Raw genomic sequence first — 12,274 nt, 5'->3', positions numbered from 1 at the left:
AGGATGGCTACTTCTCCAGCAAGGCCGAGGCGATCGCCACCGGGCATCTCGACCGGGTCCAGCTGATCGCGGTGGAGCTGCGGTCCCGACCGGCGGCCGAGTCGTTGTGGGACGCGTTTGTCAACGCAGACTTGACACAGCTCGCGCTAGTGTTCCCCGCCGGAAATTCGTGCGATATATCGGGCGAGGGAGTCGAGGATTTCTTCGGCTGTCTTCTTCCAGACGAACGGTTTCGGGTCGGTGTTCCAGTTCTTGATCCATTCGCGGACGTCTTTCTCCAACGCCTGGACGCTTTTGTGGACGCCGCGGCGTAGGAGTTGGTCGGTGAGGAAGGCGAACCAGCGTTCCACCTGGTTGAGCCAGGAGGCCCCGGTCGGGGTGAAGTGCATGTGGAAGCGCGGATGGCGGGCGAGCCAGTCGTTGATGGCGGGGGTCTTGTGAGTGGAAAGGTTGTCGCAGACGAGGTAGACGTCGAGTTGGGCAGGGACCGCTTTGTCGATCGCGATCAGGAACTTCTTGAACTCCAGGGCGCGGCGTCGTCGGTGGGTCTGGGAGATCACCGTGCCATCGGCAATGTTGAACGCGGCGAACAGGCTGGTCACACCGTGGCGGACGTAATCGTGGCTGCGCCGCTCCGGCATCCCGGGCATGGCCGGCAGCACCGGCTGGGAGCGGTCCAACGCCTGCATGCCCGACTTCTCATCCACACACAACACCACCGCCCGCTCCGGCGGGTTGTGGTACAGCCCGACCACATCGACCACCTTCTCCACGAACAACGGATCCGTGGAGAGCTTGAACCCATCACTGCGATGCGGTTTCAACTCGAACTTCGCCCAGATCCGCCCAATCGTCGACTCAGACAAACCCGAACGCGCCGCCATCGACCTCCGCGACCAGTGCGTCGCACTCACCGGCGTCTCCTCCAGCGTCGCAACCACCACCTCCTCCACCTTGTCCAACAAGATCGACGGTGGACGACCCGGCCGCGGCTCATCGACCAAACCGTCCAACCGCTTGGCCACAAACCGCCGACGCCACTTGTTCACCGTGTTCGGCGACACCCCCAAGTCGGCCGCCACCTGCTTGTTCACCGCCCCCGGCACCGCACACGCCAACACGATCCGCGACCGCAACGCCAACGCCTGCGACGACTTCGCCCGACGCGACCAACGAACCAACTGCTCCCGCTCACCAGCAGACAACACCAACTCGGCCTTCGGCCGCCCAGTACGAGCCACGGACACCATCATACCGATTTAACATACGAATTTCCGGCGGGGAACACTAGGCCGGGAGAGCAGCGGGCAGAACGCGCTCGACGAAGACTGGGTCGCCGGTATCCGGCCGATGCTCACCGAGCCCGCTGCGCCTTGACCGCCTCTGCGTAACAGGCGCCCTCGCAGGCGAACACCCATGTGGGGCCGTGCCGGCCCACAGTGCACCGGGGCTTGCCTGGCTGTCCGGTGAAGTCGTCACCGCAGATGACGCACGCCGCGCCCTGAGCGGCGCGGCCAGTGAGGACCGGCCACTGCCGGTGGAGCTGGCCGGGGTAGACGACATGCCGCGGGCTGCCGCAGCGCTCGCAGCTCCACTGCCCCGGGCTGTCCTGCTGCAGGTCCTCGTGTTGGCAGGCGGTCTGGTCGACTGGCTGGGGTTCGTCGCTGCTCCAGACGGTGCGGATCCCGTCCTCGGTGGTGGCGATTCCTCCGACGCAGCGGTCGCCCTCAGACACGGTGAGGCTCTGCCAGCCCTGGTGAAGGCGAAGCTCGATCAGCGCCGCGGCGTTGCCGGTCGAAATGATCGCCTGTCCGGTGCGGGGTTTCCCATCGGCGTCGACGCCTGCGTAGTGGAGCGTGCTCATGCCTGGGCCCTCCTGGGGTGGTGCACCGCTTCGTTCGCTCAGAGCCAACGAAGGTGCGTTACGACGCGCGGCGGCATCACCTGGCCATGCCGCGGATGGCCAGCACTGTTCGAGGAACTCGCCACCGCGCTGCCTCATATCCACGAACACGTCTGACCACACGCAACCCACAACAAGCACTACGGCGAGTCCGACCCGGCCTTGCCAGCTCCGTTCTCGCGCTTCCGGCCTGAAGTATCGGCTGGGCTCCCGATGGGCTCGTGACGGGTGGACGCGGATGACGGCGGGGTGGTGCCACTGTCGCGAGCACGTCGAGCGCGGCCGTCTACGTGCTCGTGAAGTCGTCGACCAGCATGACCGGTTGCTGCCGGAAGAACCCCGAGGTCTTCTCGGACGGGATGCGTCCCACCCAGTGGTCCCCCACAGGGCGACGCATCCCCACTGGCGGTCAATGGGATGCTCGAAGCCGCGAGCGAGCCGGTCACGTCGCCGCTTGGGTGCCTCCAAGTCGAGCGGGGTCGGGTCACATGGGCGGGGCGGCAGCCGCGGCCGTCACCAGCGAGACGCTTCCGACCTCGAGCCAGGCGCACTCGAAACCTGGCTGGGTCGCGAGGCCGAGCCGCAAGCGCTCGACGAGCGAGCCCGGCGACCGACGCGCGGGAGCACTCTCTCAGTCGCCCTCGAGGAGTGCGTCCAGTAGCAATAAAATTGCGTGACCAGAAAAATTGCTCACTCGGAAAAGTACCTGTATCGTGGCGTCCGTGGACACGGCAGCGAGCGGTCGAGGCGGCCTGCGGGAGCGCAAGAAGGAGCAGACGCGCGCGGCGTTGAGCTGGGCGGCGATCCGGCTCACGATCGAGAAGGGCTGGGACAACGTCCGCGTCGAGGACATCGCCGCCGAGGTCGGGGTCTCACCCCGCACGTTCAATAACTACTTCTCCAGCAAGGGGGAGGCCATCGCGGCGCGGCACCTCGACCGCACCCGCAGGATCGGTGCCGCGCTTCGCGAGCGACCCGAAGGCGAACCACTCTGGGACTCGATCACCGCGGCCGTGGTAGGTCAGGTCCCGCCGGCGCGGGACAGCGAGGGCAAGAGCACACTCGATGAGGAGTGGACCGAGGGCATCCGGCTGATGACGAGCGAACCCGCCCTGCAGGGTGAGCTGCTCAGAGCCAGCGCCGTCGGGGTCACCACGCTCGCCGCCGCCATCGCTGCTCGCACGGGCACCGATCCGGAGCGGGACATGTACCCGCGGCTGGTCGCCGGCTCGGTCGGCGTCGCCATCCAGGTCGCGACGACGCACTGGTTGAGCGTCGACACGACTACGCCGATCCATTCGCTGCTGCGCGAGGCGTTGCGCCAGCTCGCCGCTGGGCTGCCGGTACCCGAGTAGCCCCTCGGCCACCACCAGCTGTTCTTTCGGCACCGGACGGTCCGGTGTCGCCAACTCCGGGGGATGACATGCGTCGTGTCTTGCCTGCCATCGGACTGTTCCTGCTGGCCCCGCTCGTGGGGGAGTTCCTGCTCGGCGATCTCCCGATCAACGCGTTCGCCGAACTCGTGATCCTCGCCCCGATGTACGGCGGGGGAGCGCTGCTCATCCGCGAGGTCTGCCGCCGAGCCGGCTGGGGCTGGCCGAGCTTGGTCGCGCTCGCACTCGCCTACGGGGTGCTCGAGGAGGGGATCACCACGCAGACCCTGTTCAACCCCGGTTGGGCGGGGCACCACCTGCACGCGTACGGCAACATCCCGGCGCTCGGCATGGGTGGGCCGTGGACGGTGTTCGTGCTCAGCCTGCACATGCTGTGGAGCACAACCATCCCGATCCTGTTCGTCGAGCTGCTCACCCGCGATCGGCGTAGGACGCCGTGGCTGGGCCGCATCGGGCTCGTCGTCACTTCGGTGATCTTCGTGGCCGGCGCTGTCGTGGTCACCGTGGGCGGCTATTCCCAGTCCGACTTCCGCGCGTCGGTCGCGCAGTACGCCGGCTGCGTCGTGGCCATGGCGGTCCTCATCCTGCTTGCCGTGTTCCTCGGCCGCAGCCGCGGTCCGGCCACCCGGCGTGAGGGGCGGGTGCCCTCGGCGTGGCTGCTTGGCGCCGTCGCGTTCGCCGTCTCGTCCGTCGAGCTCGGCATCTGGTACCTGGGCAAGGACGTCGTGCCGGCCTGGCTCTACGTCGGGCTGGTGGTGCTCACCTACGCCGTGGTGCTGTCGCTCGCCCGGTACTGGACCCGGTTCCGTGCCTGGAACGCCCGGCACGAGCTCGCGCTCGCGTCCGGTGCGCTGCTTACCTATGTGTGGCTGGCCTTCGCGGCGCCGCACGTGCTCCTGCCCGCGTCGCCCGTGATCGTGCTGACGAGCCACGTCGTCTTCGGGCTCGGCGCGGTGGCGCTGATCGCGGTCACCGCGGCGCGGCTCGACCGGGCCGCGAGGGCGGACCGGGCCGGCGCCGCACCAGAAGTATCACCTGTCAGGTAATCGACGAGCCGCTGGTCGCGCCCGCCGATGAGTGCGGCAGCACCGGCTCGAGCCCAGCTGAGTACAGCCACGTGAGGAGAACCGACATGCCCTTCATCACCGCCGCCGACGGCACGCTGCTGGCCTACGAGGACTACGGGAGCGGCCCCACCGTCGTCTTCATCGCGGGCTGGGCCCTGTCCGCCGACATGTGGGAGCACCAGGTGCCGTGGTTCGTCTCGGCGGGGCACCGGTGTGTCCTGCTGGATCGGCGCGGGCACGCCCGCTCGCAGCGTCCGTCCACCGGGTACGACCTCGACACGTTGAGCGACGACATCGCGGCGCTGTTGGACCAGCTGGACCTCCGCGACGTCACGCTGGTCGGCCACTCGTTCGGCGGCGTGGAGGTGGCGCACCACCTCAGCCGGCACGGCTCGGGACGCGTCGCGCGTGCCGTGTTCCTGGCCGCCTGCCTGCCGTCCATGCGGCGCAGCGAGGCCAACCCGGACGGTCTGCCGCAGGAGGTGATCGACGCCACCATGGCCGCGTTGCGCGCGGACCGCCAGAAGTGGCTCCACGACGGCAGCCAGGCGTTCTTCGCCACCCATCTCGGCAACGACGTCTCACCCGCCCTGATCGACGACGCGATCCGGCAGTGCCTCAACGTCGCGCCGATGGCGGCCCTGGCTGTCCAGGAGACGAACCTCGCGGCCGCGCACGAGGTCGAGCTCGCCGAGCTCGACCTCCCCGTCCTCGTCCTGCACGGCGCGGCTGACGCGTCCGCGCTGGTGCAGATCACCGGCAGGCGCACCGCCGCCATCGTTCCGGGTGCCGTCTATCGCGAGTACCCGACGGCCGGCCACGGCCTGTATATCACGCACGCCGAGACGATCAACGCCGATATCGCCGAATTCATCAAGGCCTGACCCGCCGAGCGACGAGGAGTGCAATGCCTGCTTACCCAATCGGTAGCAGGCATCGTCAGACTCGGCGCGATGCTGGCCTGTGGCGTTGGCCGTTGGCTCGGGTGGCAAAGGCGGTATGCATCGAATGTTGCCCGTGCGCGCTGCAGGCCGGCTTTGACGACGTCTCGCTAGTGTCGATCATGACAGCGGCCTCGGCGCGGAGACCTGGCCGTCGTGTGGCGCCGATCGAGGACGGCGCGCTACTGGGTTCGCCGTCGGTGGGCGGACACGACCTACCGATACCGCCTGCCGGCCGGAGCGGCCGGGACGTTCACCCGCGCCGACTGACCGCTTCCAGGACCCGACCCGCACGGTCGGCCGCGACCGGATCAGCGGCGGTCCTGTACTCGCTCGGTGGGCTTCCGAAGCGGGCCCGGAACGCACGGGTGAAGGTCGCGTGGTCTGCGAAGCCCCACCGTGCCGCGATGCGATGGATCGGTAGGCCGCGTAGCTGCGGATCGGTCAGGTCCCGGCGCGCACGCTCAAGGCGTTGGTCGCGGATGTACGCGCCTACGGTCGTGGTGTGGTGCGCGTGGAAGAGCCGGTGTAGATAGCTGACGGAGATGTGGTGAGCCGCGGCGATCGAGGCCGGCGACAGGCCGGGTTCCTCGAGGGTCTGGTCGACGAACGCGGTGATGCGAAGCGGCAGGGACGACTGGGCGACGTCTCGCGGACCGTCCGCGTCGAGCCTGTGCGCCAAGGTCGCGTTCAGCAGGTCGACCAGCACGTTGCCGAGCCGGGACAGGTCGGCGGGGGTGTATTCGCAGGCGTCAGCGGAGAGTCGGTCTAGGAAGCCGGTCAACAGCGCACCGACCCCAGTGTTACCCGGCAAGGGAGCTGCGACCATCTCGTCCAGCCGGGCGGCCGGTAATGGAAGCAGCGCGCGAGGCACCTGCACGCGCAGCAGGGATGCCGTGGATGCCTCGGATGCCCTGGACGTCGCACCTTCCGGGACGTCAACGTGTACTCGGAATGGCTGTGAGCTCGTGTACAGCGCCAGGAGGCCCTCCTCGAGCAGCGCCTGCCGGCCTCCCTGCTCCAGCAGGACCCGTCCGGACACGGGTAGCACGATCGAGTAGAACTCGGGATCGAACTCCCGCACCTGCCGAGGGGTGCGGACGATGTCGACACGCGAGGACGTGAGGCGCACAACGTTCGCGGTGGCGAGATCCAGTGACTCGACCGATGCGTCGAAGTCGCCGGTGTCGTCGGGGCAGCCGAACGCGCGCATCGGGTGGTCGCTGGTCGTCTGCAGTTCGTCGAAACGCGCAAGCCGCTCCGCGCGGGGAAAATCGTCCGTACTGAACGCGGTGCTGTACGTCCCGGATTCCAGTGTGGGAGATCTTACGAAGACGTTGGGGCTGTCGTCCGGGAGTCTGGTACGGCCCACCGTGTGATCACCTCGCCGCTCGGCTCAGAGGATGCCGGCGCGCTCCGCATCAGCCCGGAACGCAGCCATGGAGCAAGCATACGAGATTTTGCGCGATGCGCAATATTGCATGTTCGGAAAGTTAGCTTGCCCGACGGTCGACGTAACGCCGTTCCTCCCGCCGTGGAAGGTCACTGACGGTCAAGGTTGTGCGTGTCCTGGACAAGGACTTCGGCGTCGGTGTTCACCAGCATGGCAACGACCACTTCGCGAACTCACTGGAAGGTGAACCGACCATGCCCAAGAAGGTAGGTGCGACGCTGGTCGCACTCTGCGCGGCCGCTATGACCATCGTTGCCTCACCCGGGATCGCATCTGCTGCGGACACATCCACCACGCCGACGTCGAAAACCAGCTCCGACAGGGGTACCGAGGTGGACGGGCCCGGCATGCTGTCCGTCGCCGAGCACATGCGCTGGAACATCTACCGGGTCGACTTCGACTTCTACGTCAAGGACACGGCCGCCGACGGAGACCACGCCGAGGCGCGGGTGCAGGAGCTCACAGCCGACGGCCGGCTGCACTGGTTCCCCTGGCACAAAGCCATCGGCAATGGCGCGGTGAACCGTTTCTCCACCTACGTCCATGACGATGCGGGCGTGCAGGCCATTCGCGTTGAGGGTTGCCGCAGGGGAGACGACCTGCCCGACTACTGCCTGGTATCCAGCTGGGCCTACCAATATTGACGGCTCGTGCAAAAACCGACCGAGCGGACGGGACGAACGGACCGCCGTACCGGGCTCGCTGAGCGGGTCGGCGTCATCGTGGTCAACCCGTCTCGGTGCTGAAGAACAGCCGGGCCCGAGGGATCCGGTTCTTGACCCTCACCGCGGTGTGTGACGCGCTCGACTGCCAGCCCGACCTGCTCCGGATCACGAGCCCGCACATCGACGTGATGCCTGAAGGTCGCCCGCCAGGGTGGACGGCTGGGCGTCTGTCTCTCACGTGATTCACAAACTCAGAAGGAGTGCGCCTATGTTCAGCCTTGGCCCGATCGAACTGCTCATCATCGGCGTGGTCGTCGTTGCTGTCGTTGGGGTAGGAGCGTGGCTCATCGTGAGGGCACTCATGCGATCCGGGCGACGCACCTGAGGGCGCGGCTCTTTGTTACGTGAGTGCGGGCTCTACATACCGATCAGCCCCGCGGCTTAGTTCTAGCTCAGCGAACGGCCACCATCCCCTCTAAAGGGACCGGTGGCCGTTTACTTGTGGGTACGGTCTCGACGCGCCGACCGAAGGGGTTGCCGGGGGTACCGGTTGATCTCCTTGACCATTGGCCTCATCCGACCGCCGTCGTCGGGCCTTGGCTCCGGGAATGAGGCGGGACGCGTGAGCAACGCCCGCCGACGGGGAGGGAGACACCAGTTCCTATTGCCTTGGGCACAGTCCGAACGGGTATGGCTCGATGGGCTGGCGCCCGGTGGCTTCCGCGATGACCTCAGATGCTGTGACGCCCAGGTACCTCGCGTCATTTCCGGCACGGGTGCGCAGCCGACGAAAAGCCATGGGTGCGTCCCATTGGTGCTGGACCATCAGAATCCCGAGCGATTCCTCGACAAGCGTCCGCGTCCTGATGGCTTGCTCGACCTCCCGAGCCAGGCGATCCTGGGTGCAGTCGCGAACCCACTTGACCAGCGTCCTGGACGCAAAGTTGGCGTAGGACTCGGCCTGCTGCCGCTCCACTCCCGTGAAAGCCCGCGGCCTCTCGCTGTACAAGTTGAGCGTTATCAAGGGGCGCCGAGACACGCCACTTATCGGAAGGCTCAGCATTGACCGGATGCCGAGGCCCAATGCCGTGCCGTGGAACTGCGTCCACCTTCCATCCATTTCTTGGTCCACCACCTCTACAACCTTGCCGTCCCGCATAGCATCCAGACACGGACCTTGGCCCAGGTTGTACTGCTCTTGGTCGGCGAGCCTTGCGCGGTCGTCGCTGACGCTGAGGGTCACGGGCCACCCGCCGTGCGTCGATGTGATGCCGCACCAAGCGGGAGGGTCTACGATGGTACCTGCGGCCCATGCCAGTCGGTCGAGATACGGCCGCAGAGATGGCAGTGCGATGACGAGGCACTGAAGCGACGCAAAGAGCTCATTGCTTATATCGTCGGGCATTTCATCCCATCGCATAGATAGACATTTGAGAGCTGCCGAAACTTGTCGGACCGAATAGCCCGAGACGGGAGAGGCCGCAGGCGTGTACGTTTGCGCCGGTGCCGGCGGCAATGCACTTGGGGACACACTCGCCCGCGCCGACGTAACGTATCGGTATGAGAACGCGCGCCCGGGGCTTCGCGGGCGGCCGAGGCGACCTTGACCTACCGGAAGCGCGGCCTCGTCCTCAGACTAGGAAGGCCCGGCACTGCTGGCCAGCAAGAGTTCGTCAGACCGGGTATGCGTAGTAGTCATGGCGCTCGGTGACGCCTCCCTCGTTTCCCTTCGCGTCTTCCGCGAAGTGGCGGAGCGCGGCACGCTCACCGCCGCAGCTGCTGCGCTCGGCTATACCGAGTCCGGGGTGTCACGCCAGATCGCCTCACTCGAACGCGCCGCCGGCACTCCCTTGCTGGAGCGCCACCACAACGGAGTAAGCACGACACAAGCTGGGCAGATCGTGCTGCATCATGCGGCGGCCACGGTCGACCAGATGGACGCGGCCGCACGGGAAGTCGCGGGCATCCCGGACGAGGCAGGTACGGTCCGGCTGGGTTGGTTCCCCAGTGCCGGTGTACTTCTTGTCCCACGGGCACTCTCCGCCCTCCGTGACAAGCACCCCGCGATCACCGTCATCAGCTGCGAGGAGAGCACACCGAGGCTCGTCCGCGCGCTACGCACCTTCAAGTTGGACCTCGTACTGCTGGTCTCCATGCCGCCGTATCACCCGCTCGACACCGAGACCCCGGCGCTGGCGACGCAGACCCTCACCGAACACAGCTGCCGCATCGCTGTTCCCGCCACCCACCCCCTCGCACGCGGCGACTATGTCGACGTCACCGACCTGCACGGACAACCCTGGATCTCCGGCCGCGGCGGGATCGTTCGAGGTGGTCCGGCCGAAGGTCCACAGCTGGGTGTATGGCCCGGTCTCGACGAACGACCCGAGATCACGCACGCCGCCCGGGACTGGCTGGCGAAGCTCCACCTCGTCGCCGCCGGCTTCGGCCTCACAACCATCCCTGCAGTGCTCCAAGACGCCGTACCACCTGGAGTGCGTGTCCTGCCCGTACGCGGCGGCCAGAGCGAACAGCGGCGCATCCTCCTCGCCAGACTTCCGGGCGATCCGTCGGAGCCAGTCATCAGGGTCGCCGAGGCATTGCGCACCGCCGCGCTCACCATCTAACCCCGATCCGAGTGGAGCTCGTGACAAGTGGTGATCACGAGCCTAGGCTCTCGCGGTGAAACAGGACAGCTCCACGCCAACGCCCTACATGGCGTCTGCGACTGCACACCCACCTGTACCGACAGGAGCCGGCGGGCACGGCGCGGTGGGTGCAGTGGGGTTCGTCGCGGCGATCCAGGCCGTCACGACACCGGGCCTGGTCAGGCGCGCGCGCCGGCGCGGCGCAGCCACCGGCCGCCGAGCACCAGCAGCACCAGGCCGACCACCGCCACGATCGGCCCGATCACCGCCCACATCGTCTTGCCGCTCATCGCGCTGCCGCCCATCACGCCCAAGCCTTGCAACGACCAGACCAGGCCGGCCAGCAGGAGCAGCACACCGAGGACCACCGAAACCCAACCCTTCACGGGTTGCCTCCTCACCACCGCGGCTACGGACTCGGGAGCCAGGGTACGGCGCCCATGCATCTTCACGGCCGGGACGTGGATCCGGTTCAGCCGTCGCCGACATCTCCGACACCACCGTACGCGACCCTTGGCACTGGTCACTGCCTCAGCGCACCCCTCATCCGCAGCCCGCATCGACAAGCTCGAGGCTCCCGAGGAGTTCCAGGTCATCGTCAGGTGGCACCCTCCGCCGCATGTGCGGCCCTTTCCCGTAGGGGCCCTGTGTGCGCGTCTACGACGAGTGCGCTGTTGCAGCGGCGTGCGGACGGAAGAACCTTCGACCGAGCCGGCGCCTCGCGGCAGTTCTGCCTTATACGGAAGGCAGGCCAGCTCCGACCGGGGCCTGAGGGAGGATTCGGCACAGCGCTTCCAGCGCAGGTCCGTAGCCGTGGTCTGGCGGCGTGGCGTAGCCGACGACGAGGCCGTCGTGGCCGGGCATGGTGGCGGCCGGGTGGCGGAAGTCGGCGAGCCCGTCCAGGGCGATCGACTGCCAGGCGGCGGCCTTGACGGCGGAGCGTTCGGTTCCCGGTGGCAGGTGCAGCACCGCGTGCAGTCCTGCGGCGATGCCGGTGGGGGCGATGTGCGGGGCTTGGGCGGCGAGGGTGGCGAGGAGGCGGTCACGGCGTGAGCGGTAACGCTGGCGCATCCGGCGAATGTGGCGGTCGTAGTTGCCCGAGTCGATGAAGTCGGCGAGGGTGAGCTGATCCGTCACGCTTGCCCAGGCTTCCCGCTCGCCCTTGGCGGTCAGGGCAGGGGTGAGGAGGCGCTCGGGCAGGACCATCCAGCCGAGCCGCAACGCGGGCGACAGGCTCTTGCTGATGGAGCCGATGTAGACGACTCGCTCGGGGTCGAGTCCCTGGACCGCGCCGACCGGTTCACGGTCGTAGCGGAATTCGCCGTCGTAGTCGTCCTCCAGGATCAGGCCGCCGCAGGTTCGGGCCCAGTCCACCGCGATGACGCGCCTCTCGGGGTGAAGGGGTCCTCCGGTTGGGAATTGGTGTGCCGGCGTGAGCAGTGCCGCCCGTACTCCTTTGAGGGTCCCCAGTTCGCTGGTACGAGCACCGTGCTCGTCGAGCGTGATCGGGACCGTACGGACGGAGGCGGCCTCCAGGACCGAACGGTGGAAGGGGAGCCCGTAGGACTCCACGGCCAGCGGGCCGCGCAGGACTCGGCCGCCGAAGAGTAGCCGCAGCGCATGGGCGAAGCCGGAGCACACAACGATCCGGTCCGGCGTGGTACGGACGCCGCGGGCACGTGCGAGGTAATCGGCCAGTGCCCGGCGTAGTTCAGGGCGTCCTTGCGGATCACCCGGTCCGAAGGCCTCGTTGGGTGCGGCGTTGAGCGCGCGGCGGGCGGCGGCCAGCCAGGCCGAGCGGGGGAAAGAGGCGACATCTGGCTGGCCCTGCCTGAGGTTGTGCGCTGGCATGGCCGGGCGTGCGGGGGTCTTCTTCGGTACGCGTGGGAGCTGGACGGGTTCGGCGCGGGGTGCCACCCGAGTGCCCGAGCCTTGCCGGGAGAGCAGCCATCCCTCGGCGACGAGTTCGGCGTAGGCGTCGGCGACGGTGTTGCGGGCGAGGCCGAGGTCGGCGGCGAGGGAACGGTACGGCGGCAGCCGGGTGCCCGGGGCCAGCCTTCCGTCCCGGACGGCGTTGCGCAGCGCGCGGATGAGGACGGAGCGGCGGCTGCCGGGACCTGCCAGTTCCAGATGCAGGTCACTGCCGAGCCGCTCCGCCAGATTGACCCATGAATCTGGCAGGAAATGCACCCTATCTCAGGTC

The 12,274-nt window shown here is 67.7% G+C and carries 12 protein-coding genes; 6 read left to right on the top strand and 6 right to left on the bottom strand.

Translation table 11 applies throughout. The features are described 5' to 3' along the window. Positions 1–146: 146 nt before the first annotated feature. Both HEB94_RS05205 and HEB94_RS05200 read right to left on the bottom strand, forming a co-directional pair. Positions 147–1,250, bottom strand: coding sequence for an IS630 family transposase (locus HEB94_RS05205; protein ID WP_192756249.1), 1,104 nt, complete (start codon positions 1,248–1,250; stop codon positions 147–149). A 104-nt stretch (positions 1,251–1,354) separates the two neighbouring features. Next, positions 1,355–1,864: a hypothetical protein gene (locus HEB94_RS05200; RefSeq protein WP_192748861.1), complete on the bottom strand. Its 510-nt coding sequence runs from the start codon at positions 1,862–1,864 to the stop codon at positions 1,355–1,357. A gap of 761 nt (positions 1,865–2,625) precedes the next feature. On the opposite strand from HEB94_RS05200, the gene HEB94_RS05195 reads away from it, so the two are divergent. The 3 genes from HEB94_RS05195 (at position 2,626) to HEB94_RS05185 (ending at position 5,248) form a co-directional block, all read left to right on the top strand. Continuing rightward, positions 2,626–3,258: an acyl-CoA-like ligand-binding transcription factor gene (locus HEB94_RS05195; protein ID WP_337917478.1), complete on the top strand. Its 633-nt coding sequence runs from the start codon at positions 2,626–2,628 to the stop codon at positions 3,256–3,258. A gap of 68 nt (positions 3,259–3,326) precedes the next feature. Then, the gene (locus HEB94_RS05190; RefSeq protein ID WP_192748860.1) at positions 3,327–4,343 is read left to right on the top strand and encodes a hypothetical protein; all 1,017 of its coding nucleotides are present in this window, start codon (positions 3,327–3,329) and stop codon (positions 4,341–4,343) included. A gap of 86 nt (positions 4,344–4,429) precedes the next feature. Then, positions 4,430–5,248 carry an alpha/beta fold hydrolase gene (locus tag HEB94_RS05185; RefSeq protein WP_192748859.1) on the top strand — a complete coding sequence of 273 codons (819 nt, stop codon included), beginning with the start codon at positions 4,430–4,432 and terminating at the stop codon, positions 5,246–5,248. Positions 5,249–5,558: 310 nt separating this feature from the next. Here HEB94_RS05185 and HEB94_RS05180 read toward each other — a convergent pair whose 3' ends face one another. After that, complete coding sequence (locus HEB94_RS05180; protein ID WP_192748858.1) at positions 5,559–6,677, bottom strand: helix-turn-helix domain-containing protein; 1,119 nt, start codon at positions 6,675–6,677, stop codon at positions 5,559–5,561. A 188-nt stretch (positions 6,678–6,865) separates the two neighbouring features. Between HEB94_RS05180 and HEB94_RS05175 the strand changes: the two genes are divergently transcribed. Both HEB94_RS05175 and HEB94_RS54365 read left to right on the top strand, forming a co-directional pair. Beyond that, positions 6,866–7,402: a hypothetical protein gene (locus HEB94_RS05175; protein ID WP_192748857.1), complete on the top strand. Its 537-nt coding sequence runs from the start codon at positions 6,866–6,868 to the stop codon at positions 7,400–7,402. A 95-nt stretch (positions 7,403–7,497) separates the two neighbouring features. Beyond that, positions 7,498–7,665 (top strand): helix-turn-helix domain-containing protein, encoded by a 168-nt coding sequence (locus HEB94_RS54365; RefSeq protein ID WP_192748856.1) that lies wholly within the window; start codon positions 7,498–7,500, stop codon positions 7,663–7,665. A 419-nt stretch (positions 7,666–8,084) separates the two neighbouring features. On the opposite strand, the gene HEB94_RS05165 is transcribed toward HEB94_RS54365, so the two are convergent. Next, positions 8,085–8,828, bottom strand: coding sequence for a GAF and ANTAR domain-containing protein (locus tag HEB94_RS05165; RefSeq protein ID WP_192748855.1), 744 nt, complete (start codon positions 8,826–8,828; stop codon positions 8,085–8,087). A gap of 292 nt (positions 8,829–9,120) precedes the next feature. Between HEB94_RS05165 and HEB94_RS05160 the strand changes: the two genes are divergently transcribed. Next, entirely contained in the window at positions 9,121–10,050 is a 930-nt protein-coding gene (locus HEB94_RS05160) for a LysR family transcriptional regulator (protein ID WP_192748854.1), read from the top strand. A 200-nt stretch (positions 10,051–10,250) separates the two neighbouring features. Here HEB94_RS05160 and HEB94_RS05155 read toward each other — a convergent pair whose 3' ends face one another. Beyond that, complete coding sequence (locus HEB94_RS05155) at positions 10,251–10,457, bottom strand: hypothetical protein (protein ID WP_192748853.1); 207 nt, start codon at positions 10,455–10,457, stop codon at positions 10,251–10,253. 349 nt (positions 10,458–10,806) lie between these two features. Next, positions 10,807–12,261: a MocR-like pyridoxine biosynthesis transcription factor PdxR gene (gene pdxR, locus HEB94_RS05150; protein ID WP_337917477.1), complete on the bottom strand. Its 1,455-nt coding sequence runs from the start codon at positions 12,259–12,261 to the stop codon at positions 10,807–10,809. Positions 12,262–12,274 lie beyond the last annotated feature (13 nt).

The sequence above is a fragment of the Actinopolymorpha pittospori genome (assembly GCF_014873875.1).
GTDB lineage: Bacteria > Actinomycetota > Actinomycetes > Propionibacteriales > Actinopolymorphaceae > Actinopolymorpha > Actinopolymorpha pittospori.
This window is presented reverse-complemented; position numbering and strand designations above follow the sequence as displayed.